The following is a 25,247-nucleotide window of genomic DNA, read 5'->3' as shown; positions in this document are numbered from 1 at the left end:
AAATTCAACGTATGAAAGAAGGAATTTCAGGAAGGATAGCCAATGCGTTTATCACTTCCAAACTGACCATACTTCTAATGATAGCATTTCTGCTGATCGGCGCTTACAGTACAATGTTGATGCCGAGAGAGGAGGAGCCTCAGATACAGGTTCCATTAGCAGATATTTATGTTGCCTTTCCGGGAGCTTCTCCAAAGGAAATAGAAACCAAAATTGCAGCACCACTTGAAAAAATTGTTTCCAACGTAAAAGGAGTTGAATATGTATACTCCACTTCCATGAACGGGCAGGCTATGCTGATTGTTCAGTTTTATGTTGGTGAAGATATTGAGCGATCTCTGGTTAAGCTGTATAGTGAGATTATGAAGAATATGGATCAGATGCCACAGGGTGTAAGCTTACCACTTATTAAAACCAGGGCGATTGATGATGTTCCTGTACTTGGGCTGACAATCTGGAGTGAACGCTACAATGATTATGACCTGAAGCAGTTGGGAGAGGTAATTACCGGAGAAATTAAAAAAATTCCGGATGTCGCCACAGTGAATATTATTGGTGGCAGAAGCAGGGAGATTCGAGTGGTTTTGGACAAAGACAGGATGGCAGAAAACAAAGTGGATTTTCTGAGCATCAGCAGGCTGATGCAGGGAAGTAACCTGGAACTGCAGGCTGGCAGTTTGTTGCAGGCAGATACATCGTTTTCAATTCAGACAGGCAACTTTCTGTATACAGCCGAAGAAGTGGGAAATTTGGTGGTAGGGTTGAATCAGCAGCAACCCGTTTATCTAAGACAGGTTGCAAAAATTGAGGATGGCCCTCAGGTTGCCAATCAATATGTTTATTTCGGTTATGGGAGAGCAGATACTACAAAACAAAATTTTGGCAGCGAGTATAATGCCGTAACACTTTCCATAGCAAAAAAGAAAGGTGCAGACGCGATGAAGCTGAGTGAGCAGATCCTTGAAAAAGCCAATCATCTGAAGAAAGATCTGATACCGGCAGAAGTACAGGTATCTACAACCCGGAACTTCGGTGAAACAGCATCTGAAAAAGTGGGAGAATTGCTCCTCCATCTTTTTGTGGCAATTGTGGTGGTTACATTGTTTGTGATGCTTGCAATGGGATGGCGTGGGGGCCTGGTTGTGTTTTTATCTGTTCCAGTAACGTTTGCGCTTACTTTATTCAGCTATTATTTTATGGATTATACACTAAATCGCATAACCTTGTTTGCATTAGTGTTTATTACCGGTATTGTAGTAGATGATTCCATCATTATTGCGGAAAACATGCACCGGCATTTCAAAATGAAGCGATTGCCGTTTCACCAGGCAGCTATTTATGCTATCAATGAGGTGGGAAACCCGACCATTCTTGCAACGTTTACAGTTATAGCAGCAGTGTTGCCTATGGCATTTGTTTCCGGTATGATGGGACCCTATATGAGTCCAATGCCCATCGGGGCATCTATTGCAATGTTATTGTCTTTGATCGTTGCCCTTACATTAACACCCTACCTTGGATATATTTTCCTGCGGGAGAAAGAAAAGCACGGGAAGTCGCATCAGCACAAGGAAATGGAAGCAACCGGTATTTACAGGATATACAGAAAGGCTATTGAACCGATGCTGGAATCTAAATGGAAGCGCTGGACCTTTGTAGGAGGAATTGTTGTCATTTTGTTAGGCTCCTTATTTATGTTCTATACCAGGGCTGTAGCAGTAAAAATGCTGCCATTTGACAATAAAAATGAATTCCAGGTAATAATTGATATGCCAGAGGGTACTACACTCGAAAAAACTGCCGCAGTAACCCGGGATATCGCAACTTATATTTCAGAACAGCCATTGGTAAAAAACTACCAGAACTATATCGGGACTGCCGGTCCTATTAGTTTTAATGGATTGGTTCGGCATTATGACCTTCGCAGAGGCGAAAACATAGCAGATATACAGGTTAACCTGGTGGATAAAAAGGATCGAAAGAAACAAAGTCATGATATAGTAAAAGAAATGCGGCCAGCTATTCAAAAGATTGCTGCTAAATACAATGCAAATGTGAAACTGGTAGAAGTGCCACCCGGTCCACCGGTTTTATCAACCATGGTTGCCGAAATATACGGACCGGATTATGAGCAACAGGTAAAAGTAGCTGAGCAGGTTCGTTTATTATTTGATTCCACAGCAGATGTTGTAGATGTTGACTGGATGGTGGAAGCAGATCAGCCGCAGTATAATTTTACTGTTGACAAGGAAAAAGCCGTACGAAATGGAATAGCTCCTGCCCAGGTATCAGCTACGATAGCAGCCGCCCTATCCGGCCAGCCTGCCGGTACCCTGCATCTTCCTTCTTCCTATAATCCTGTATCGATAGTGCTCCAGTTGGAAGACAAGGACAAGAGTGGCCTTGAAGAAATCAGGAATCTAGTTGTGTTGGGACAACAGGGGAATGTTATGAAAGTGGGAGATTTAGTGGATATAACCAAAGGAGTACGGGAGAAAAGTATTTATCGTAAAAACCAGAAGCGGGTGGTTTATGTGCTGGCTGATATGGCAGGCGAATTGGAGAGCCCCTTTTATGCAATGAACCGTATCTCGGAAAAGGTAAAAGAAATCCAGTTGCCTGCAGGGTATACCATCCAGGAAGAATATAGTAAACAACCTGAATTGGAAGATAATTTCAGTTTGAAATGGGATGGAGAATGGCAGATTACCTACGAGGTATTCAGAGACCTTGGTGCTGCATTTGTAATCGTAATAATTCTTATTTACATGCTGATTGTAGGCTGGTTTCAAAATTTTACAGTACCCATTGTAATGCTTGCAGCCATTCCACTATCCCTGGTGGGAATCGTAATCGGCCACTGGATGATGGGAGCTTATTTTAGCGCGACTTCCATGATTGGATTTATTGCACTGGCCGGTGTTATGGTGCGTAACTCCGTACTGCTTATAGATTTTATTAATATCCGGTTGAAAGAGGGTATTCCGCTAAAGCAATCCATTATTGAAGCAGGAGCTGTACGTACTACCCCTATACTATTAACAGCAGGTGCTGTTGTACTGGGTGCAGTGGTAATTCTTTTTGATCCAATATTTCAGGGCCTGGCGATATCCCTGATGGGAGGTACTATTACTTCCACCTTCCTTACTTTATTGGTAGTGCCTTTGATATATTGGAGAATGATGAGGAAAAAATTTAAATGATTTTATCATGAAACTTTTAATTGTTACCTGTCTGAAAGAAAACCAGAAGGATGTTTCATCTATCTTCAGGGAAGCAGGAATTCGAGTGTTTAGTGTAACCGAGACCGTTGGATTCAAAGACGGACATCAACCGGATTTGATGGAAAGCTGGTTTAGCAGTGGGGAAGAACAATATGATTCCCTGTTTCTTTTCAGTTTCACTGGTGAGCGGGAGGCGGATAAAGCGATGCAATTGGTTCGGGAGTACAACCAGCTTACCAGCACTCAATTTCCCCTTCGGGCGTTTCAATTAGCTGTAGAACAATCCAGTCATTCTTTATAAAGAATCGAATAAGTATTGTTATTTTGGATGCGTGAAACGAATTATTTACGCAACTCGACTTACCTGGATTGGCTTGATTTTTTTGGGGTTAATATCCTGCACTGGCACAAAAAAAGTGGCTGATCCGAACATATCGGTATTTAAGGTGACAGATTACCAGGTTTTAGCTAATTGGGCGGCGCTCCCTCAACATGAAGACCCATCAGACGAGGTGCCGGCACCTTTATCAGGTATTTATATTAAGGACAGTTCGGTAGATGTATTTTTCATTCATCCGACTACTTATACGGGAAAGTTGAACGGACGATGGATGGCCGACCTGAATGATGAAAAACTGAATACCAAAACGGATGAATCAAGCATTCGTTACCAGGCGAGTGTGTTTAATGAGTTCAATGTGTATGCGCCACGATACCAGCAGGCACATATACAAAGCTTTTATACTGAGGAAAAGCAAAGAGGAGAAGCTGCGCAGAAAGCAGCCTATAAAGATGTTCGGTCAGCATTTCTCTATTACCTCGAAAACTGGAACAATGGGAAGCCCATCATACTGGCTGCTCATAGCCAGGGGGCCCTCCATGCAAAATACCTGCTGAGAGAATTTTTTGAAGGCAAGCCGTTGCAGGAAAAGCTGGTGGCAGCCTATATCATCGGACTCCAGGTGGAACCAGGATTTTTTTCACAATTACCCTTATGCGAAGATTCACTTCAAACAGGTTGTTACCTGGGATGGCGTACGTTTCGTCGCGATTTTGAGCCGGATTATGATTCATCTTTTCGAAAGTCTGTTGTGGTGAACCCCCTTAACTGGAAGGCAGATACAAGTTATGCACCTGTTCAACTGCACAAAGGAGCCATTCTGCGTAATTTCAATAAGGTCTATTACAAGGTAAGTGATGCACAGGTACATGAGGATCTGCTATGGATCAGTCGCCCTAAATTTCCCGGGAGCAGACTCTATAAATCCAGGAATTATCATATTGGAGACATCAACCTGTTTTACCTGAATATCCGGGAAAATTTAAGGGCAAGGGTGCGGGCGTTTAAAAATAAAAATACAGAAGGCTGATTGCTTACCGATGGTTCATAAGTGAGATTTTCAATTTTTCTATGGTTGCGGGATCATCTGCCAAACACTGCACCGGTACTCCATTTATGACTAGCTCATCCATCAGATCAACAATGTTTTTATACGAAGCTGATTTGTCCGGATAAACCAGCACCGTAAAATCTTTTACCTTATCCATCGCCGTTAGCTGCTTTCTTTTTTCACGAAGCAGATCACCAATTCCACCGGCCGGCTGAAAACCCGTTTTACCAAACAGACCATTCTGAAGCGCTTCTGTTAATTGTCCATGAAAATAGTAGATCTCATTATTATCAGTTGGTATCAGAGTTAGTGTTGTGCTGTTAGCAACATTGGTAGGGGGACCAGCAGCAGGTAATTTAAGACCCATTGCAGTAGGTTTGGAAAGCGCAGTGGTGAAAATGAAAAAAGTAATCAAAAGAAAACCAAGATCAACCATCGGAGTTAAGTCAACCCGCGTTGATAATTTTTTACTTCGGGCAACACCTGCCCGCTTGCTGTTTTGCACAGCGTTGGTTTGCATTTCAGCCATATGATGTGGTTTCTACTGGGATGCTATAACGATTGGAATCCATAAAAAAATTCAGCCTTCTTCCGGGAAGCAGAAGAAGGCTGAATAGTCAACTATAGATGGTTCTAATAAATCAGAACTCCGCAGTTTTGGGTGCTCTTGGAAAGGCAATCACATCCCGGATGTTTCCCATGCCGGTAACAAACTGAACCATGCGTTCAAATCCTAAACCAAATCCTGCATGCGGAACCGTACCGAAGCGACGGGTATCCAGGTACCACCACAATTCTTCTGCCGGAATATTCATTTCCTTCATGCGGGCTTCTAATACAGATAAGCGCTCTTCCCGCTGGCTGCCACCAACAATTTCTCCGATACCAGGAGCCAGGATATCCATCGCAGCTACTGTTTTATTATCATCATTCAGGCGCATGTAAAATGCCTTGAATTCTTTGGGATAGTTGGTAACGATCACCGGTTTTTTAAAATGCTTCTCTACGAGGTAACGCTCATGCTCACTTTGCATATCAACGCCCCATTTTACTTCGTATTGGAATTTTTTCTTCTTATACGGCGTTGACTGCAAAAGAATATCGATTGCTTCGGTATAGGTAATTCTTTCGAAATCATTGTTGACAACAAATTCCAGTTTCTCCACCAGTCCCATTTCACTGCGTTTGTCTGCCGGCAATTGTTTTTCCTCTTCAGCAAGACGGGAAGCTAAAAATTCAATATCCTCTTTGTTATGCTCCATTGCATACCGGATGATATACTTGATGAATGCCTCTGCGAGGTTCATGTTATCTTCCAGATCACAGAAAGCCATTTCCGGTTCTATCATCCAGAATTCAGCCAGGTGCCGGGTAGTATTGGAGTTTTCTGCCCGGAAGGTCGGACCAAAAGTATAAATCTCACCCAGCGCAGTTGCACCCAGTTCTCCCTCCAATTGACCGCTTACCGTTAAGTTGGTGCTGCGACCAAAAAAATCTTCTTTGAAGTTGATGCTGCCATCTTCATTGCGGGGAGGGTTATCAAAAGGCAGGGTTGTAACCCGGAACATTTCACCTGCACCTTCCGCATCCGATGCAGTAACAATGGGCGTATGCAGGTATAAAAATCCGCGTTCATGGAAAAATTTATGCACCGCAAAAGCCAGGCTGTGGCGAATCCGGAAAACTGAAGCAAAGGTGTTGGTTCTGAATCGCAGGTGTGCGATATCACGCAGAAATTCAAGGCTATGCTTTTTCGGCTGTAGAGGATATTTCTCAGGATCGGAATCTCCCAGGATTTCAATGCTGTCAGCCTTTACTTCCAGCTTCTGGCCTTTTCCAAGTGAAGGAATTACCACACCACGGATCTTCAGCGCTGCACTGGTTGTAATACGCTTTAGCAGGGCCTCATCGAACTTGCCCAGTTCAACAACTACCTGCAGATTGGTATTCGTGGAGCCATCATTCAGCGCGATAAACTGATTATTGCGAAAAGTACGTACCCATCCCATTACCGTAACTTCCTGCTGTGCCGGTTCCCAGGTCAGCAGCTGGCTGATTTTTACACGATTGTTGAACATATTCACATATTTAAGGTCGGCAAAGATACGCCGAATCAGTGTTTGGCGATAGGTAAGAGCCTGTTGGAGGCACTGAATTTCAATGACTGACGAAAAAAACGACCATATTTTTTTTGATTCTGCCCTTTTTAGCATAAAATTGCAGACGGAAACAAGCTGATTAGTTCTTCTCCAGCTCACCAACTTCTCACTTGTAGTACGCCCAACCAATCATCAATTTTCGATTTTTTCAACAAGTAAGTAAGGCTGATTGAAATCTCACAAAACGCACAAGTCTTAGTATGTATGACATTCTGCAACTGAACGACATGCTCGTTCCGGAGTTGCTCGATATTGCAGAGCAACTCAAAATACCCAATGCGAAAAAACTTGACAAACAGGAATTAATTTACAAGATTCTCGACAGGCAAGCAGTTATGGCCAGTGAAAACAAAGGCGCTGAATCGTCTGATAAAGGAAAGCGTAAACGCATTGTAAAAGCTACTACCGGTAATTCTACCGAAGAAGCAATCGTAGAATCGGAGCCTGAAAAGCCCCGGAAAGCCGATGCCCGCAAGCCCATAGCTAAAAAAGAAGAGGCTCCCGCCCGTGCTGAAGAGCAGAAAGAAGCAGCAGGTGGCACGCAGGATAAGCAGGCCGTGAAACGGGGTAGAAAAAAGCAGGAAGACAAACAGCCTGCTCCGCAGTTAGATCTTCCGCAAGAAGTGTTGAATGAATCTCAGCCTGCTGATGAAGAGCTTACTACAAGCGTAATAAATGAACCAGTAGCTGAACCTGCCCAAGCTCCGGTTCAGACGGGTCCGGCCCAGGCCCCACCAGCTCCTCGTCAACAACCAACTTACCAGCAACAACCCAGAAGAGAACAGCGTGATATCTTCAATATTGAATTCGATGGTATCATTCCCGCTGAAGGTGTTCTGGAAATGATGCCGGACGGATATGGTTTCCTGCGCAGCAGTGATTACAACTATCTCTCTTCTCCTGATGATGTATATGTATCTCCCTCCCAGATAAAATTATTCGGATTAAAAACCGGGGATACTGTTAATGGATCGGTTCGTCCTCCCAAAGAAGGGGAAAAATATTTTGCCCTGCTGAAGGTGGATACCATCAATGGTCGCTCACCGGAAGATGTGCGCGACCGGGTTCCTTTTGATTACCTGACTCCCCTTTTCCCATTCGAAAAACTGAACCTATTCACTGAGCCCAATGGTTACAGCACCCGGATCATCGATCTGTTTGCTCCGATTGGTAAAGGTCAGCGCGGACTCATCGTAGCACAGCCCAAAACCGGTAAAACAGTTTTGCTGAAGGAAGTTGCCAATGCAATTTCTGCCAACCATCCGGAATGTTACCTGATGGTGGTATTGATTGATGAGCGTCCGGAAGAAGTTACCGATATGGAACGCAGTGTAAAAGCAGAAGTGATTGCCTCCACCTTTGATGAACCTGCTGAAAAACACGTAAAGGTTTCAACAATGGCACTTCAAAAGGCCAAGCGCCTGGTTGAATGTGGACATGATGTGGTGATCCTGCTCGACTCTATTACCCGTTTGGCACGTGCTCACAATACCGTAGCACCTTCCTCCGGTAAGGTACTCAGTGGTGGTGTGGAAGCCAATGCAATGCAAAAACCCAAGCAGTTCTTTGGTGCCGCGCGTAAAATTGAAAATGGCGGATCGCTGACCATTCTTGCAACTGCACTTATCGATACCGGCTCCAAAATGGATGAAGTAATCTTTGAAGAATTCAAAGGAACCGGTAATATGGAATTGCAGCTGGATCGCCGTTTGGCCAATCGCAGAGTGTACCCGGCTATTGACCTGGTATCCTCTTCAACCCGCCGGGATGATCTGTTGCTCGACCGCGATGTGCTGCAGCGCATGAACCTGCTTCGTTTGTACCTCAACGATATGAATACAGAAGAAGCTATGTCTGAGTTGCTGAAGCGTATGCGCGGAACAAAAAGCAATGAAGAATTTCTTGCCAGCATGAATGGGTAAACACCATGGCGGTTCAATCCATTGAACTTTCCAACTTCCTCGAGCTGTCTGCCAGGTTTCCTGTACTGGATGTTCGCAGTCCGGGTGAATATGCCCATGCGCATATCCCAGGTGCCTTTTCCTTGCCGTTATTTACGGATGAAGAACGCGCCCAGGTAGGTACTGCTTACAAGCAGCAAAGCCGGGAACAGGCCATCAAAATCGGCCTGGATTTTTTCGGCCCGAAAATGCGCGCAATGGTGGAACAGGTTGAGGCATTAAAGTCCGATACCGTTCTGGTTCATTGCTGGAGAGGAGGCATGCGTTCAGCTGGAGTAGCCTGGTTACTGGATCTCTATGGATTCAGGGTATTCACGCTGCAGGGAGGATATAAATCCTATCGCCAATATATTGCTGAAAGCTTTCAGCTCCCCGCCAGCATCAAAATTCTGGCAGGGTATACCGGTAGCGCTAAAACGGCTGTGCTGGAGAAATTGCAGCGCTTAGGCGAACCCGTTATCAACCTGGAAAAACTGGCGAATCATAAAGGATCAGCTTTCGGACATATAGGACTTCCCACTCAACCCAGCCAGGAAATGTTTGAAAACTTGTTGGGTACTGCTATTCGGTCCATCGGCAGTTCCACCTGCTGGCTGGAAGATGAAAGCTGGCGGATCGGATCCGTGTTAATTCCTCAGCCCTACTATCAACAAATGCGTATGGCTCCCTGTTATTTTGTTGATATTCCATTTGAAGAGCGACTGAATTATATTATGCTGGACTATGGAACTGCTACTAAAGAGGAGCTGATCCAGGCCGTACTTAAGATCCAGAAACGACTGGGTGGATTGGAAACTAAAACAGCCATAGGTTTCCTGGTAGAAAATAATATAAAAGAAGCATTCCGGATCCTGCTTCAGTATTACGATAAATTTTACCGTAAGGGATTGTTGAGTCGTCCTGCTGATGCACCACCCATAATAAATTTGGAAGCTGCAAAAGCAGACCCGGACAGAATTACACAATTACTATTAACCAATCAGTAAAGCATCATGAATTTGTCGGATTATGCATTAACAGCCTACTCTCACGGAGGCGGTTGCGGTTGTAAGATTGCTCCCAGTGTTTTGGACACCATTCTTCACCAGGCCAGACCTGCTCAGCCAAACGCCAACCTGTTGGTGGGAAACCAGAGCAGGGATGATGCAGCTGTTTACAATCTTGGCAATGGCCAGGCATTGATTTCTACTACCGATTTTTTCATGCCGATTGTAGATGATGCGGTTGACTTTGGTAAAATTGCCTCTGCCAATGCTATCAGTGATGTATATGCGATGGGAGGAAAACCGGTACTGGCTATAGCTATTCTGGGTTGGCCGGTTGAAAAGCTACCCGCCGAATTGGCAAATAAAGTGCTGGAAGGCGCGAGAGCAATCTGTGAAGAGGCAGGAATTCCATTGGCAGGTGGACATAGTATTGATTCACCGGAGCCTATATTCGGACTGGCAGTAAACGGCCTGGTCAATATTCAAAATCTCAAGCAGAATAATACTGGCAAACCCGGCGATTTATTGTTTTTAACCAAATCTATCGGAACAGGTATCCTGTCCACTGCGCAGAAAAGAAAGAAACTCTCCCCGGTACATTATGCAGGATTATTGAATCAGCTCATCCAGTTGAATAAAGTGGGCGCTGCACTGGGAGATCTGGAGGGTGTTCATGCAATGACCGATGTTACCGGTTTCGGATTACTCGGTCACTTAATTGAAGTGGCTGAAGGAGCCGGACTATCTGCTGAAATCCGTCTGAAGGATATCCCCTTACTGGATGGAACCACCTTCTACCTGGAGCAGGGCATTCAGCCGGGAGCAACCAAACGAAATGCCGCAAGCTATTACCATAAAGTGAAAAACTCAACCGGACATCCGGATGATTATATAACCGGGTTATTGGCAGATCCTCAAACCAATGGAGGGTTATTAATTGCTGCTGCTCCGGATGAGAAAAGCCGGGTTCAGGATATGTTGGCACAATATGGCCTGGGTAACTACCTCGAACCAATCGGGATGCTTACAGAAGCTGGTGAGAAGCGCGTGAACCTGATCTGATCAGGCTACCAGTTTATCAATGGCTGCTGCCAGTTTGCGATCCTTATCGGTAATGATATTGCCTGCATCGTGCGTATTTAGCCAGATCTCCACAGTATTCCAGACATTGCTCCACCTGGGATGATGGTTCATGGATTCAGCGAGCAGGGCAACCCGGGTCATGAAAGCAAAGGCTTCAGAAAAATCGGCGAAACTGAATTTTTGGTAGAGGGTGTTGTCTTTTTCCTGCCACATAACCGAGATTTTTTGTTGCTGAAAGTTACAGATTCCTGACTGTACAGGATATGTTGGAACGGAAGCCGGCAAACCGGATTTCTTTGACCGGCCGGAAACCTACTTTCTCCTGGGAAACTATAGCAGCCTTGTTGATGGAGCGGATGATTGTCACCATTTTTGATTTACCAGCTTCTCTTGCAAGGTTCATCAGCGTTTGGGCTGCAAAACCATGAAATCCTCTTCCGCGATGTTCCGGATGACAGTATCCATCATAGAGATAAGCCTCATTAGTACCAAGGGAGAGACTATGACAATTATCAAAGTATTCCGGCATTTCAATTCTTTCAAAATTGAGCCAGAAATAATATACCAGTTCTGAAGTTCCTTCTTTGAAAATACCCAAGCCGAAGTAACCGGGTTTTGTTAAGCGCGACTTAAATATGGATACTTGTTCGGCACTGACCCAGGGGGCATTCAGGTTATTCAGTAGCTCGCCCGACAATTCTTTATAAAAATAACCGGCTGCTAATGGCTTAACCAGTTCAAACTGGACCAACTCTTTTTCAAACAGCGTATAGGTGTCTCTGTAATAACCAAACTTCTCTACTACTTTGGTGAAACCAAGGTTGAGTACGTTGAAGAATCCGTATTGCTTTAAGGCACTCTTGAGTTGGCTGATGATGGCCATATTAAAATATCAGGTGTTCTTTGTGTTTTATTTTTTCATTGGTTAGTTCCACCACCAGTTGAACACCGGATATGGTCCGGATGCCCTGCTGTATGTCTGCAATCAGTTGAGAAGGCACTTCATCTCCTTTGATCAGCCAGAGAAAATCAAGATGCCTGAACTCCGGCAGCAAGTATTCTCCATCGTGCTGATTTTTGTAGATGTAATGATTTCGATAGAATTGAGGTTCCTTGTGTTCGTAAACCGGAAAATAATAGTTCCGGTTTTTTTTATTCAGCTGGATCTCCAGCCCGATATTGATCCTGAAATTAAAATGAAATTGACGGTTGAGTTGCCAGCAAAACTGATAATCTCTGACTGGTGCTACTATACCGAGTAAATGGGCGTCACCGAAAAAATCTTCGGTCATTTCGGCAACATCCAGCTTTAATTTCATGTGTAATGTATTAAAATTCTACAGATGCTGAATATTCTGTTGAGTCTCGTTGGTAGATTATTGTTGTTTTATCTCCTTTCTTGAAACTTCCCAGCGCTTTCATATACTGTTCCATAGAGGCAATCGTGATATCTCCCAATTTGGTGATGATATCGCCAGCTTTGATACCTGCTTTCTGTGCCGGCCGGCCATCGGTTACACCATCCACCTTAACACCATTTCCGCTGAAGGCATAATCAGGCATGATACCAAGGCTAACAGTAAATCTTGTTGAAGTGCCCATCTGCTGCTCTCTTGTTTTCGTAAACGCGAGCTTGGGTTGATCCCCGGTAGCCTGAATCAGATTGCGGATCAGTTGAATGATTCTTAGCTGACCCGTATAGTTGATTTTATCCGCATCATCAGAAGGTTTATGGTAGTCGGTGTGTAATCCTGTAAAGAAAAACAGAACCGGAATATCCTTTCTGTAAAAGGATGAATGATCACTGGGACCGGTTCCGCTGCTGTCGAATTTAATGTTCAGGTAACGGTTATCACTAATCGAGGTGAAAGTATTTCCCCAGGTTGGAGAAGTTCCGTATCCGCCAACTGTCAGCGTTTTACTGCTGTCATTCAGGCGGCCTACCATATCCATATTCACCATATAATTGATGCTGGTAAGCGGAATAGTGGCATTCTCTGTAAAATACTTCGATCCAAACAAGCCCAGCTCTTCAGCGGAAAACGCAATGAACAGGTAATTGAACGAATTTTTCTTTTCTTTTTTCAGCATCCGGGCCAGTTCAATCAGGGCAGCGGTGCCACTGGCATTATCATCAGCTCCATTGTGCAGGCCGGGGTTTTCCTGGCGAAGCATCGAATTGCCATCTTCTCCATAACCGAGGTGATCAAAGTGAGCCCCGATTACCACGGTATGCGCAGCCCCATTATCCATAAATCCAACTACGTTGCGGCCTGTTCGCTCCAGTTTGGTGAAACCGGTTTTGAGTTTGATTTCCAGCATATCGGTTTCATCGTGAAGGAATTTGTCAGACTCTGTTTTATTCAGGAAGAATACAGGGATGGGCAACTCATCGCCACGTTGTTTAGGCTGATATTTCATTTCCGGATCATTGTAAACAATGAGCGCGGTAGCCCCGTTTCCTGCAGCCTGTTTGACTTTTGCCAGCAGGGCTGCTTCCCGGTCGAAGTGGGGATTTGATTTATTGGCTTCCAGTTCAGCTCCAAAATCCAGAAACCAGGGAACTCCGGCTTCTTTCAGTGCGATGGAAGGCATTGCTTCCAGCATTCGCTCCGGAGAAAGCGGATGAGGGAAATAATTCTTTTTGTTGATTTCATTGCCATTGATAAACAGGTAGGAAGCCTGGCTGTAATCCTTGCCGTCATAAATGGGAAACTCCTGGAACCAATTCCCCTGGCTTCCCTTGGGTGTAAGCCCGATGCTGGTGAACTGTTTTTTGATATAATCAGCCGCGAGTTGTTCTCCTTTTGAGCCAGCTCTTCTACCCTCCAGGCGGTCATCTGCCAGGAAATACACATGCTCTTTCAATTGAGCCACCACTACTTTTTCGGCTTTTTTCAGTCGTTGGCTAAAGGCAGGAAGGGTGCTGATCAGGCCTGCAGTCAGCAGCATTCGGGGAAACCAGTTCATATCAATTCAGTCTTTAATGCACAAAGTTATCTATGCCAGTGCGAATACCGTGCCGTAAAAGGGAATATTTAATATGGATATCTGATCTAGTTTCCGTTACTTTTGCAGATTGGCCTGTTCGCAAGCAGGTAACTTAAAAAACGATGAATGGCTTTACCGCACCTTATCAAATATGTTTATACGAATGGTACTGATGAAGTGATCCGCAGAGGAAAAAAGATTCATGCCATCGGATATGTGGAGCTTGTTGAATATGATGAATTGCTGGGTTCCGTTACATTTCGCGTAAAAGATGATAGCTACAGTACTTTCTATAAAGTATATGTTCAAAAATTTGCTGATCCGAAAGCACTTTCCGTACGATGCAGTTGTCCTTATAACCTGGGCGATATCTGCAGGCACGAAGCAGCCGCCCTGATTCAATTGCAGGAACTGCTCGATAAAAACCTGCTTCAGGCTGAAGAAGTAGAATACGACCAGCGGCATACGGTCATCAAGATGAAAAATATTGATCTGAAAACGATCAAACTCCTGAGTGGCCCGGAAACCTACACCGCTGCTGAACAATACCTGCGAACCAATAAGGCCAATATTGAATCAGCAGCAGATGAAGTGGTGAAAGCTACCGTGGACCTGGATGGCACTACCTACAAAGTTGTAATCCGCAAAAATGAAGAGCGGAATTTTGATACCAGTTGTGATTATGTAGATACCAAACATCCTCTTTGCCTTCCCAAAGTGATTGTTTTCCTTCAGTTGCTGAATGCCTATGGTCCCAATTACTTCGACTCCATACGCAACTGGGATAAAGAAAAAAATAAACTGCTCGAAGCCTACGGCTACAGTCTGAATGATGATTTGAAGGGCAAATTCGAATTCGCCTATAAAGAAGGCAAACCTTTCTTACGTGTACTGGATATTTCCATTAAGCGGATCAATCCTTTGCAGACAGGGCTTCGCCCCAAACCACAGGAACAGGTGGTGCCGGCAGCTGAAGTATCAGCTATTGAAACAGAAGAGGTTGAACCAGGCGCTGCCATGCGGATTGGAGTAGTTATCAACCTGCACCAGAAAGCCTATCCTGGTTTCAGTGTTGATGCCATACAGGGAGAAACTGAAGAATCACAGCAGCGTTTCCTTGGAAAAGTTGAGAAACTGGATCTTTCCAAATATGTAAACCTGGAATTGTATCCGGAAGCAGATCGCCCCTTGATTCCGGCACTGCGCAGAATGCAGGAATCCGAACTAACGAAGTACCTTAACCGAAACTCACCCTTTAGCGGTATCTGGGAAAATATCATTCATCACGAAAGTGAAGAATTGCCTGCAGAAACCAAACACCTGGTGGTGGAGTACCTGCAGCCCAAGTTGCGAAAGCTGGTGAACGATGTTGCAGATAGCCCCTTTGTTTACCTCCTGCCTTCCGGCAAAACCTTCAAAACGGAAAGCCTGTTATCAATCGGGATTGTTACCGAGCCGTTGGTGCCCTATTTCAAGGTTCAGTTGAAAAACCGTCAGTATGAACTGAGTTGCTGGGTAAAGATCAATGGAGCGGAATTAAAACTCACGGATAATAAAATCAACAGCAACCTGTTGTTCCTTCACAACGATCATATTTACACCTGGCGCAGTGAAGAGGATGTAAATGTGGTGGAGACCTTCATGCCGAAAGGAACCATCACGATTGCCAAATCCGTATGGCCCGTGCAATTGAAACAGATGGTGCTGCCACTGGCCAAACAATACCATGTCGAGTTTGATCCTTCCCTGATTTCTTCCTATAAAGATGGAGATCCTGAGCGTCGCCTGATGCTGCAGGAGAAGGGAGAGTACCTGGTGTTCCAGCCTATTTTCAGTTATAAGGGGTATGAAACCAAGCCCGGAGATAAGGATGAAATCGTGGTGCCGGATGGCGATAAGGTGATGATCGTACATCGTAACAAGGAAGTGGAGCAGCAGTTTCTTTCCAAGCTCGAAGCGCTTCACTCCAATTTTATTCGTCCGGATGGCTCCCAGAACCTGGTACTCAAAGGCGCCGATGTGTTGCGCAACAACTGGTTCTTCCTCTTCGTGGATGCCATGAATGAGATGAAAATTCCGGTGTATGGATTTGAAGCATTAAAGAATTTCCGGTTCAATACCGCCAAGCCACAGACCCGGATTCAGATCAGCAGCAATACCGATTGGTTTGATGCGAAAGTGGATATATTATTTGGCGATCAGAAAGTGACGGTGGCGGAAGTAAAGCGTGCACTCGCCAACAAGCAGCAATTTGTACAACTGGATGATGGTTCATTGGGTATTCTTCCTGAAGAATGGATCAAGCGCTATTCACTCCTGTTCAGAATAGGGGAAGGCAAGGCCCAGAACCTGCGGTTGTCGAAATACCACATGAGTGTGATCGACGAATTATACAATGAGCGGAATGAGGAGGAACTGTTTGTACAGTTGGAAGAAAAATACGATCGCCTGCGTGGGTTCAAAAGCATCCGCGAAGTGGATCCGCCTGCGCACCTGGAACCAATTCTACGCCCCTACCAGGCATTTGGTTTCCAATGGTTGAATTACCTGAGTGAAGTGAACTGGGGTGGCATCCTGGCGGATGATATGGGTTTGGGTAAAACCATCCAGGCCCTGAGTTTTTTACAACATTACCGCGATACGCATCACCGTCTGAAAGCACTGGTTGTTTGTCCGACTACCCTGATGTTCAACTGGGAAAACGAGATCAAAAAATTCACTCCAACGCTGACCTATCACATTCATCATGGCGGAGAGCGTACGCGGAACAAGGCCTTGCTGGAAAACAAGAATGTGATCATCACTACCTATGGCACTCTGCGCAGCGATATCAAAATGCTGGTAGACATGGAGTTTGATGCGGTAGTACTGGATGAATCCCAGGCAATCAAGAACCCATCCAGCAAGGTGACAAAAGCAGCCTCTCTGTTGAGGGCCCGTCATCGGTTGTGCATGAGCGGTACTCCCTTGCAGAATAATACATTTGATATATATGCCCAGATGAACTTCCTGAATCCGGGCATGCTGGGCAGCATGGAATTTTTCCGCCAGGAGTTTGCTATCCCGATTGATAAGTTTGGGGAGCAGGACCGGAAAGACCACCTGCGCAAAATTCTTTTTCCTTTTATCCTGCGCAGAACCAAGGAGCAGGTAGCCAAAGATCTTCCGGAAAAAACCGAAACCATACTCTGGTGTGAAATGGAAGATGAACAAAGGCGGATTTATGATGCGTACCGGAATGATTTCCGCGATAAGATCCTGGGTACGATTGAGTCGCAGGGTATGCAGAAATCGCAGCTGACCATCCTGCAGGGATTGATGAAACTCCGTCAGATCTGTGATTCGCCGGCAATTTTGAATGAGCAGGAGAAATTTGAGAATCATTCTATCAAGCTGGAAGAACTGGGTCGCGAGATCACGGAAAACATCAGTAACCACAAGGCACTGGTCTTCTCTCAGTTCCTGGGAATGCTTGCATTGATCCGGCAGAAACTGAAGGAATTGGATGTGGATTATGAATATTTTGATGGAAGTACCTCTGCTATTGATAGGGAGAAAGCCATCCAGCGTTTCCAGAACGACGACAAATGCCGGATTTTCCTGATTTCTTTAAAAGCAGGTGGTGTGGGTCTGAACCTGACGGCTGCGGATTACGTATATATTGTCGATCCCTGGTGGAATCCGGCTGTGGAGCAACAGGCCATTGACCGGACGCACCGGATTGGTCAGACCAAGAACATATTTGCCTATCGCATGATCTGTAAGGATACCATTGAGGATAAGATCCTGCAATTGCAGGAGCGGAAAAGAGTACTGGCGCGTGATCTCATCGCCGATGATGAAGGATTCGTGAAGAATCTGACAAGGGAGGATGTGGAGTATCTGTTCTCATAGGAAGTGAAATGTGAAAGGTGAGACGTCAGATGTGAGACGTCAGATGTGAGATGTGAGATGTCAGACGTGAGACGAGGAATTCGGTTTTTTTTCTCACATCTGACGTCTGACGTCTCACAAAAAAAGCCCCGCTTTCCGCGGAGCTTTGCTTCGAATATGGGGGATGGGTTAGTAAAAAATTCAGAACCGGCGCGATCTGCGGGCATATCCCGGGCGGTGTTCGATGGGTGATTCACCTTTCAATAAAACACAAACCAGGTATCGGAAAAAATGTAAAATCTGCAGATTGTGGCGATAACTGTCCTTGTTGATCTTAATGGCGTGTGTACTGTAGTACATGGCTTTTCTATCCATAGGTCAATTGGTTTTGGGTGATTTATCACAAAAAAACGAATATGTTCCGAATTTATTGCATGTAACTCGGATTCATGTAATATGCAGGCTTTGATTCCTTAATTTAGCGGGCTCCTTATAAACTTATGGCAAAATCAATCTTTAAGAGAAGGTCTGAAACAGGTGCTGAGATGTCGTTCATTGACCACCTGGAAGCACTCCGGTGGCATATCATGCGGGCTTTGATGGCTATCCTAATCGGTGCAGTTGTTGTTTTTGTCAAAATGGATTTTTTCTTTGGAAAAGTAGTGATGGGGCCAGCCAATAAGGATTTCATTACCTATCGTGTGCTTTGCAAATTCAGTCACTGGGTTGGAATGGGGGATGCTATGTGTATGGACGAGATCAATCTTAAACTGATCAGTACCCAGATGAGCAGCCAGTTCATGATGAGTTTTACCATTGCTTTTGTAGGTGGATTTATTATTGCTTTTCCCTACGTATTCTGGGAGTTCTGGAAATTTATCCGGCCTGCCTTGACTGAAAAGGAGATTAAAAAAACAGGCGGTATGATCTTCTGGGTTTCCCTGCTGTTTTTCACCGGTGTTGCCTTTGGCTATTACCTGATTGCACCATACACAGTAAACTTTTTTGCATCCTATACCCTGAGCCCGATGATCGCCAATACCTTTACGGTAGCGGATTACATTGATAATATTGTTTCATTGGTAGTGGGTGCAGGCGTGTTATTTCAATTGCCTCTGGCTGTGTATTTTCTGGCGAAGATTGGCCTTGTTACGGCACAGTTTCTTAGAACCTATCGTAAATTCGCTGTAGTGGTAATTCTGATTCTTGCAGCGGTCATTACACCACCAGACGTATTGAGCCAATTGATTGTAACAGTGCCTTTGTGGTTTTTATATGAAATAAGCATCAGTATTGCGGCGCGGGTAAATAAGAAGGATGAGTTTTTGGTGAAGCCTACGGATGAGTGGAGTTGAGGCATGGACCAGGAGACAAAGGGAACAGGAGCCAAGGGAGACAAAGGGGACAAAGGAGACGTGAGGCGGGGAAGAAAGAAGACCGGAGGAAAGGAAGAAAGGAGAAGGGAGGAAGGGAGGATTCGCGAATAATTTAAACTGAACGTATATGACAGTTTTTGATAAATCTTTACCGGTTGCGATTGGATGTGATCATGCCGGCTATGAATACAAAGAAGCGATCAAAACATATCTGGAAAGCCAGGGCTTTACAGTGAAGGATTTTGGCACAACCACCCCGAATTCTGTTGACTATCCTGATTTCGCACACCCTACTGCCTCTTTTGTGGAGGAAGGAAAAGCTGCTTTTGGGGTATTGATTTGTGGTTCTGCCAATGGGGTTGCTATCACGGCAAATAAACACCAGCAGGTTAGAGCCGGGCTCTGTTGGGATAATGAAGTGGCGAAGCTGGTTCGCCGACACAATGATGCGAACATCATCTGTCTGCCTGCACGTTTTGTGGCCCTTGCCTATGCAATCCAGATGATTGAAACCTTTTACACCACTGCTTTTGAAGGAGGCCGTCATGGCAACCGGGTGAATAAAATTGCCTGCAGCTAGTCGATCTGCAGGTTCCTGATTTTCCAAAAAACCGTCATAAACGCCTGTTTATCGACGGTTTTTGCATATGGGGCGAAATGATTTTCCAACGCGAAAATCCGGGTGCATCTTTACATCAGCAAACGGGGTTAGCCCCTAAGCTCTAAACCAACCAATCCCTATTGAAGCCCCGCCCTGAACACGTAGTATCCTAATCCAACCCTTTGAAGAATCGAACCCAAACCTTGAAAACCTGAAATCTATCCATTGAAAAAAGCAAGTCCAGTCTTTTAAGCAAACCGTCCAATCCGATACCAGTGAAAACAATCACCAGTTGATGTATCGTCTCAAAGAACTTGTCCCGCTAGTCCAGCGGGACTTTTTTATGGTGAAAAGTGAAAGGTGAAAGGTGAAAGAAAGGTGAAACGTCAGACGTGAGACGTGAGAAGAATCCTCTTCCTCTTCCTCTCCTCCCTCCTCCATTCTCCTTTGCCTCCCTCTTCCTCTTCCATGTTCCGTCTCCCGTCTCCATTGTTTCTTCTTCCATGCCTCCTTTCCTACGGTGTTCCCGCTTATCTGCCTCCCTCCTCCTTTGTCTCCCGTTTCCTTTGTCTCCTGTTCCTTTGTCTCCCTTCAGGTGTTTCATCTTCGAATCTGGGACGAATCTGGGTTAGACCGGGGCTGAAGGATAAACGTAGGATAACAAAGGATGGCGAAGGATTAGGGAGGATCAAAGAGGATCAGCGCATTATTATTGTTCAAAAATATTCATAACTAATTGATTTATAAATTTTTGTAATTTTTTGGTTTGGCTCATCCTATCTGATAATTGGCTCATTTTCTTTAAAATTTGGCTCAAAAAGGCAATAATTGGCTCATTTTTACTGCTAATTGGCTCAATCTGCCAAAGAATCGGTTCATTATTGTGAATTCCATTCCCATTATCATTCCCATTTCTGACTTTCATCCAATCTTTTTCTTCCCTGCCTGCTTCCCTTTCTGGAGTTCAGTTTCTCATTTACCTGGTTTGCTATTCTTTCCTTTCTTGCCCCCTGTTTCCTCTTCCCTGCCTCCCTTCTCCTTTGTCTCCCTTCTCCTTTGTCTCCCGTCTCCTTTGTTTTCAGGTTCTGTTCTTCCTTTCCTCCGGAGTTCCTTCTTCCCTGCCTCCCGTCTCCTTTGTCTCCTTTCTCCATTCTCCTTTGTTCCCTCTTCCATTCTCCCTATATTGCCCCCTCAACAGTTTTAAGAAATGAGAAAAATCTTATTAGTACTGGGATTGTTCCCGGCGACGATTGGCTTCGCACAGAAAAAAGCCAACCCGCAGAAATATGCGGCTACCATTACGGAAGAGGATCTGAAAACACATTTGTACATCATTGCCGGACCAGAAATGGAAGGCCGTGAAACTGCTACTGAAGGTCAGCGGAAAGCTGCCGCCTACCTGGAAGAGCAGTTTAAAAAACTGGGGCTCCTGCCTGGAAACAATGGTTCCTACCAGATGAGTTTCCCCGTTTATAAAGACTCCCTGATTGGCGCCGCCATGAAAGTAAATGGGCAGGATTTCAGCCTTTACCAGGATTTTCAACCCAACCCTCGCATGACCAGAAACGGAGATTATTATTTCTCTGAGTTTGTGTTTGCTGGTCACGGACTGGTGGATGGAAGTCGCGATGACTACAATGGACTGAATGTTAAAGGCAAGGCAGTATTGATCCTCGACGGAGCTCCTGCTGATTATAAATCAGAACAGAAAGGCATGATGGCCCCCTCGGGTATGTTTGGAAAATACCAGAAAGCCGTTGAAAAAGGAGCTGCTGCAGTATTGATCGTTTCCAATGATTTTCCACGTAAAGTGGGTGCTGCCCCGGCCAATATGTATGTGAACCTGTATGCAGCCGAGCAAAATGCAGCACTCTATAATGTTTCCTCCAAAGTTGCTGAACAACTGATCGGTAGCGATTGGTCCGGCATTACCGCCAACGCAAAAAATACTGCATCTCCCGCCAAAGTTTACAAGGCTAACCTGATGCTCCAGATGAGCAAGAAAGTACAGTTTCTGGAAAGCACCAATGTGCTGGGGTATGTAGAGGGCAGCGATAAAAAAGATGAATGGCTGGTTGTTACCGCGCACTATGATCACCTTGGTAAAAGAGGCAATGTCATTTACTATGGTGCAGATGATGATGGTTCCGGAACAGTGGGTATCGTAGAAATGGCAGAGGCCTTCGCGAAAGCAAAAGCAGCTGGTCACGGTCCGCGCAGAAGCATCCTGTTCATGGCAGTTAGTGGTGAGGAAAAAGGACTTTGGGGTTCTGCCTGGTATGGTGATCATCCAGCCGTACCGTTGGAAAAAACTACCGCGAACCTGAATATTGACATGATCGGACGCGTGGATACCGAGCGGAAAACTGCTGACACCCTGAATTATGTGTATGTGGTGGGTGATGACAAACTAAGTACCGAATTGAAACCACTGAGCGAGGGAATGAATAAAAAATACAGCAAAATGGTGCTGGATTACAAGTTCAATGACCCCAATGACCGCAACCGGATTTATTTCCGCAGCGACCATTACAATTTTGCCCGCAAAGGTGTTCCTGTTATTTTCTATTACGATGGTATGTTACAGGCGGATTATCACAAACCAACCGATACCCCCGACAAGATCAATTATACCCTGCTGAAGAAAAGGGCACAGCTGGTATTTTATACTGCCTGGGAAATGGCCAATCGCGAGCAGATGATGAAACGCGACCTGGAGATTCCAACCATGACCCGGTAAAAATTTTTTTGGTGGATTTTAAACCTGGCGAACAATAGGCAGTCAATATATACGTAAATAGTATAATAACCACCTTAGAAAACATTCGCCATGAACACTAAAACCACCTTTAAAACAATTGTATTAGCTGCTGCGGTAGCCCTGTTTGCCGGAATTTCCAATGATGCTGCGGCTCAGTCGACCCGCAAAAAACTGGATCGTGCTGAAGATGTTGTGGACCGCCGGGAAGATGTTGCAGATCGTAAAGAAAATCGCCGTGATCGCAGAGAAGACCGACGTGATAAAAGAGAAGATGTACGCGATAAGCGGGAGGATGTCAGAGATGCCCGTCATGATGGAGGCGCCCTTGACAAACTGGAAGACCGCCGCGATAAGAAAGAAGATGTCCGCGACCGTCGGGAAGATGTAAGAGACCGCAAGGAAGATGTGCGGGATCGTAAAGAAAACCGCCGCGATCGCCGGGAAAACCGGAGAGACAGAAAGAATTAAAAAAACCGCTCGCAATTGCGAGCGGTTTTTTTTAGGTGAGACGTCAGACGTGAGATGTCAAAAGTGAGATGTGAGAAGGAGGTTTCTTCGTCTCACTTCTCACGTCTGACGTCTCACATTCCTAATATATACGCAAATATCAGCGGCGCTACTATCGTAGCATCACTTTCTACTATGAATTTAGGCGTGTCGATACCCAGTTTACCCCAGGTAATTTTTTCATTGGGAACTGCACCGGAATAGGATCCATAAGAGGTGGTGGAATCACTCACCTGGCAGAAATAGCTCCAGAAAGGAACATCATGCCATTCCAGGTCCTGGTACATCATAGGCACTACACAGATGGGGAAATCACCTGCAATACCACCACCCAACTGGAAAAAGCCTACACCCTTTCCTCCTGAATTGTGACGATACCAGTCGGCCAGCCATACCATGTATTCAATTCCACTTTTCATGGTGGAAGCCTTCACCTCATTTTTAATCACATAGGAAGCGAAGATGTTACCCATAGTGGAATCTTCCCAGCCACCTACAATAATGGGCAGATTTTTCTCCGCGGCAGCGATCATCCAGCTGTCTTTGGGATCAATCTCATAATCGTCCTTCATTACTCCGCTGTTCAGGAGTTTATACATGTATTCGTGCGGGAAATAGCGTTCACCGGCGGCATCGGCATCTTTCCAGAGTTTGGCAATATGATGCTGGATCTTACGGAAAGCTTCTTCCTCCGGAATGCAGGTATCAGTTACACGGTTTAATCCCTGCTCCAGCAAATCCCATTCCTGCTGCGGAGTCAGATCGCGGTAATTGGGAATTCTTCTATAGTGACTGTGTGCAACCAGGTTCATAATATCTTCTTCCAGGTTGGCACCGGTACAGGAGATGATGTGCACTTTATCCTGGCGGATCATTTCAGCCAGTGAAACACCCAGCTCTGCGGTACTCATCGCCCCCGCCAGGGTAATCATCATTTTTCCTCCATCCAGCAAATGCTGTTCATAACCTTTGGCAGCATCCACCAGGGCTGCTGCATTAAAATGCCGGTAATGATGCTGGATGAATTGAGAAACGGGACCTTTACTCATGTTTTCTAAAATTTATTCGAGGCCAAAGGTAAAATAAAAAACCCCACCTTATGGGGTGGGGCTGACTTTCCAACAAAACCTCAGAGAAAAAACCGTCCTGTTTACTTTCTTGTTTTGGAGAATGTTGTCCAACTGGCACTGTTCTCGCTTTTGAGAACCAGTTGATGGTCTGCATTTTCCAGGGTAATATAATAGGTTGTTACACCTTCATTGGCTACTTCGAAAAGGGTAGAGATCCAGTAGTTGGAATACTCTTCTTTAATTTCTGTCATCAGGGAAATAGGAAGCTGCGTAGAAAGAATGTTACGGTATACACCAACCAGGGTGCCTTCATCATCGAGGTAGGCAAATAATACCTGGCCATTCATCGTGAACTGAACTTTGTTCAGGTTGTTTACGCGGCTCCAGCTTTCCTGTTGTGCAGATGCGAATTCTTTTTTGAAACTTTTCTCTACACGCTCGTCAACGTTGTTGCGATTCTTACTGTTGTTTGCGAAGAGGCTGGTGAGGCTGAGTGTTACTACTACCAGAGTAGTCATGAACTTTTTCATTGCTTAAGGTTTAAATATTTGAGTGATACTTATTTGACGCGGAACGTCAATAAAGGTTACAGTTTGTTTTTAATTTTTTTGAATACACTGAGATTTCCTGCAGGTGAAGCAGATACGATCATGCTTGACTTCACACCATGTAAGGTTACATGATAAGTAGTGCTTCCGTTTGCAATGTGCTCAATCACATTCTTCATTACATGCTCAGGATATTTTTCCTGGATAGCTTTTGCTACCATAATAGGTAAACTTGCTTTATCAATGTAACGTGCAGTCGCTACCAGGGATCCCTCTGCGTCATAGAATGCACTCAGTTCAGTGTTGCGGAAAGAAAAGGTTGCCTGATACAATCCGGCATCATCCAGGGATTTCCACTGAACATTTTTTGCTGAAGCAAACTCAGTGCGGAATGCTTCCAGAACTTTTCCTGTAATAGGATCAACACTTGCGAAACTGGCCATGCTAACAAAAGCTGTAGCGGCGATTAAGATGAACTTTTTCATACAATAAAATTTGAAAGGTTTAATGATTAATGTCTGTCTGATTAGTTTGACGATGTAAAAGTAGAAAGGTTACAGACCCGTGTCAAGCAAATAGTGATTGGTGGTTACTTGAAGTAAATATTTGATAAGTACCTGAAAAGATTAGCTATTCCGGGTAGTGAAAAAACCGCTGAAATCTAGGCTGGACGGGCAGTTGATAAAATTTGTTAAATAAAAAGTAAATCGAGGTTA

General features: G+C 44.9%; 25 protein-coding genes. 12 read left to right on the top strand and 13 right to left on the bottom strand.

Going from position 1 to position 25,247, the window contains the following annotated elements; all coding sequences use genetic code 11:
* Window positions 1-11: 11 nt before the first annotated feature.
* The 3 genes from L0U88_RS11905 to L0U88_RS11895 are packed head-to-tail and all read left to right on the top strand — an operon-like array spanning window position 12 to window position 4,594.
* Window positions 12-3,203 (top strand): efflux RND transporter permease subunit, encoded by a 3,192-nt coding sequence (locus L0U88_RS11905; protein ID WP_234866287.1) that lies wholly within the window; start codon window positions 12-14, stop codon window positions 3,201-3,203.
* Between the two features lie 7 nt (window positions 3,204-3,210).
* Complete coding sequence (locus L0U88_RS11900) at window positions 3,211-3,525, top strand: hypothetical protein (RefSeq protein ID WP_234866286.1); 315 nt, start codon at window positions 3,211-3,213, stop codon at window positions 3,523-3,525.
* A gap of 31 nt (window positions 3,526-3,556) precedes the next feature.
* Window positions 3,557-4,594 (top strand): DUF3089 domain-containing protein, encoded by a 1,038-nt coding sequence (locus tag L0U88_RS11895; protein ID WP_234866285.1) that lies wholly within the window; start codon window positions 3,557-3,559, stop codon window positions 4,592-4,594.
* 4 nt (window positions 4,595-4,598) lie between these two features.
* Here the strand turns inward: L0U88_RS11895 and L0U88_RS11890 are convergent, their stop codons facing one another.
* Together L0U88_RS11890 and asnS are read right to left on the bottom strand one after the other, a co-directional pair.
* On the bottom strand, window positions 4,599-5,144 hold the full coding sequence (locus tag L0U88_RS11890; RefSeq protein ID WP_234866284.1) for an ExbD/TolR family protein: 546 nt from the start codon (window positions 5,142-5,144) through the stop codon (window positions 4,599-4,601).
* 112 nt (window positions 5,145-5,256) lie between these two features.
* Window positions 5,257-6,693, bottom strand: a complete 1,437-nt coding sequence (asnS, locus tag L0U88_RS11885; protein WP_234866283.1) for an asparagine--tRNA ligase — start codon at window positions 6,691-6,693, stop codon at window positions 5,257-5,259.
* A gap of 281 nt (window positions 6,694-6,974) precedes the next feature.
* Between asnS and rho the strand changes: the two genes are divergently transcribed.
* Genes rho through selD form a run of 3 tightly spaced genes read left to right on the top strand, consistent with a single transcriptional unit; the run spans window position 6,975 to window position 10,783 of the window.
* Entirely contained in the window at window positions 6,975-8,696 is a 1,722-nt protein-coding gene (gene rho / locus L0U88_RS11880; RefSeq protein WP_255723089.1) for a transcription termination factor Rho, read from the top strand.
* 5 nt (window positions 8,697-8,701) lie between these two features.
* Window positions 8,702-9,721, top strand: a complete 1,020-nt coding sequence (mnmH, locus tag L0U88_RS11875; protein WP_234866282.1) for a tRNA 2-selenouridine(34) synthase MnmH — start codon at window positions 8,702-8,704, stop codon at window positions 9,719-9,721.
* Window positions 9,722-9,727: 6 nt separating this feature from the next.
* Complete coding sequence (gene selD / locus L0U88_RS11870) at window positions 9,728-10,783, top strand: selenide, water dikinase SelD (protein WP_234866281.1); 1,056 nt, start codon at window positions 9,728-9,730, stop codon at window positions 10,781-10,783.
* Here selD and L0U88_RS11865 read toward each other — a convergent pair whose 3' ends face one another.
* The 4 genes from L0U88_RS11865 to L0U88_RS11850 are packed head-to-tail and all read right to left on the bottom strand — an operon-like array spanning window position 10,784 to window position 13,774.
* The gene (locus L0U88_RS11865; RefSeq protein ID WP_234866280.1) at window positions 10,784-11,017 is read right to left on the bottom strand and encodes a 4a-hydroxytetrahydrobiopterin dehydratase; all 234 of its coding nucleotides are present in this window, start codon (window positions 11,015-11,017) and stop codon (window positions 10,784-10,786) included.
* A 25-nt stretch (window positions 11,018-11,042) separates the two neighbouring features.
* Window positions 11,043-11,687, bottom strand: coding sequence for a GNAT family N-acetyltransferase (locus L0U88_RS11860; protein ID WP_234866279.1), 645 nt, complete (start codon window positions 11,685-11,687; stop codon window positions 11,043-11,045).
* Between the two features lies 1 nt (window position 11,688).
* On the bottom strand, window positions 11,689-12,123 hold the full coding sequence (locus L0U88_RS11855) for an IPExxxVDY family protein (protein ID WP_234866278.1): 435 nt from the start codon (window positions 12,121-12,123) through the stop codon (window positions 11,689-11,691).
* Window positions 12,124-12,133: 10 nt separating this feature from the next.
* Entirely contained in the window at window positions 12,134-13,774 is a 1,641-nt protein-coding gene (locus L0U88_RS11850; protein ID WP_234866277.1) for a M20/M25/M40 family metallo-hydrolase, read from the bottom strand.
* 147 nt (window positions 13,775-13,921) lie between these two features.
* Here L0U88_RS11850 and L0U88_RS11845 point away from each other — a divergent pair, with 147 nt between their 5' ends.
* A complete protein-coding gene (locus L0U88_RS11845; RefSeq protein ID WP_234866276.1) occupies window positions 13,922-17,689 on the top strand; it encodes a DEAD/DEAH box helicase in 3,768 nt (1,255 codons plus the stop codon).
* Between the two features lie 180 nt (window positions 17,690-17,869).
* Here the strand turns inward: L0U88_RS11845 and L0U88_RS11840 are convergent, their stop codons facing one another.
* On the bottom strand, window positions 17,870-18,043 hold the full coding sequence (locus L0U88_RS11840) for a hypothetical protein (RefSeq protein ID WP_234866275.1): 174 nt from the start codon (window positions 18,041-18,043) through the stop codon (window positions 17,870-17,872).
* Between the two features lie 125 nt (window positions 18,044-18,168).
* Here L0U88_RS11840 and tatC point away from each other — a divergent pair, with 125 nt between their 5' ends.
* The 3 genes from tatC to rpiB are packed head-to-tail and all read left to right on the top strand — an operon-like array spanning window position 18,169 to window position 19,624.
* The gene (gene tatC / locus L0U88_RS11835) at window positions 18,169-19,023 is read left to right on the top strand and encodes a twin-arginine translocase subunit TatC (RefSeq protein WP_234866274.1); all 855 of its coding nucleotides are present in this window, start codon (window positions 18,169-18,171) and stop codon (window positions 19,021-19,023) included.
* 3 nt (window positions 19,024-19,026) lie between these two features.
* Window positions 19,027-19,155 carry a hypothetical protein gene (locus L0U88_RS20915; RefSeq protein ID WP_255723088.1) on the top strand — a complete coding sequence of 43 codons (129 nt, stop codon included), beginning with the start codon at window positions 19,027-19,029 and terminating at the stop codon, window positions 19,153-19,155.
* Window positions 19,156-19,171: 16 nt separating this feature from the next.
* Window positions 19,172-19,624 carry a ribose 5-phosphate isomerase B gene (gene rpiB, locus L0U88_RS11830; RefSeq protein WP_234866273.1) on the top strand — a complete coding sequence of 151 codons (453 nt, stop codon included), beginning with the start codon at window positions 19,172-19,174 and terminating at the stop codon, window positions 19,622-19,624.
* Window positions 19,625-19,967: 343 nt separating this feature from the next.
* On the opposite strand, the gene L0U88_RS11825 is transcribed toward rpiB, so the two are convergent.
* From L0U88_RS11825 to L0U88_RS11815, 3 genes are all read right to left on the bottom strand, one after another.
* Window positions 19,968-20,249: a hypothetical protein gene (locus L0U88_RS11825; RefSeq protein ID WP_234866272.1), complete on the bottom strand. Its 282-nt coding sequence runs from the start codon at window positions 20,247-20,249 to the stop codon at window positions 19,968-19,970.
* 105 nt (window positions 20,250-20,354) lie between these two features.
* Complete coding sequence (locus tag L0U88_RS11820; protein ID WP_234866271.1) at window positions 20,355-20,570, bottom strand: hypothetical protein; 216 nt, start codon at window positions 20,568-20,570, stop codon at window positions 20,355-20,357.
* Window positions 20,571-20,617: 47 nt separating this feature from the next.
* Window positions 20,618-20,818, bottom strand: a complete 201-nt coding sequence (locus tag L0U88_RS11815; protein WP_234866270.1) for a hypothetical protein — start codon at window positions 20,816-20,818, stop codon at window positions 20,618-20,620.
* Window positions 20,819-20,852: 34 nt separating this feature from the next.
* Between L0U88_RS11815 and L0U88_RS11810 the strand changes: the two genes are divergently transcribed.
* Both L0U88_RS11810 and L0U88_RS11805 read left to right on the top strand, forming a co-directional pair.
* On the top strand, window positions 20,853-22,385 hold the full coding sequence (locus tag L0U88_RS11810; protein WP_234866269.1) for a M28 family peptidase: 1,533 nt from the start codon (window positions 20,853-20,855) through the stop codon (window positions 22,383-22,385).
* Window positions 22,386-22,475: 90 nt separating this feature from the next.
* Window positions 22,476-22,874: a hypothetical protein gene (locus L0U88_RS11805; RefSeq protein WP_234866268.1), complete on the top strand. Its 399-nt coding sequence runs from the start codon at window positions 22,476-22,478 to the stop codon at window positions 22,872-22,874.
* 113 nt (window positions 22,875-22,987) lie between these two features.
* On the opposite strand, the gene L0U88_RS11800 is transcribed toward L0U88_RS11805, so the two are convergent.
* The 3 genes from L0U88_RS11800 to L0U88_RS11790 form a co-directional block, all read right to left on the bottom strand.
* Window positions 22,988-23,962 (bottom strand): deoxyhypusine synthase family protein, encoded by a 975-nt coding sequence (locus L0U88_RS11800; protein WP_234866267.1) that lies wholly within the window; start codon window positions 23,960-23,962, stop codon window positions 22,988-22,990.
* 101 nt (window positions 23,963-24,063) lie between these two features.
* Complete coding sequence (locus L0U88_RS11795) at window positions 24,064-24,513, bottom strand: hypothetical protein (protein WP_234866266.1); 450 nt, start codon at window positions 24,511-24,513, stop codon at window positions 24,064-24,066.
* A 56-nt stretch (window positions 24,514-24,569) separates the two neighbouring features.
* Window positions 24,570-25,016, bottom strand: a complete 447-nt coding sequence (locus L0U88_RS11790; RefSeq protein ID WP_234866265.1) for a hypothetical protein — start codon at window positions 25,014-25,016, stop codon at window positions 24,570-24,572.
* Window positions 25,017-25,247: the final 231 nt, after the last annotated feature.

Source organism: Flavihumibacter fluminis (genome assembly GCF_021491375.1).
In the GTDB taxonomy this organism is placed as follows: Bacteria; Bacteroidota; Bacteroidia; order Chitinophagales; family Chitinophagaceae; genus Flavihumibacter; species Flavihumibacter fluminis.
Note: the sequence above shows the minus strand (reverse complement) of the source record. Positions and strands in the feature narration are given on the sequence as shown.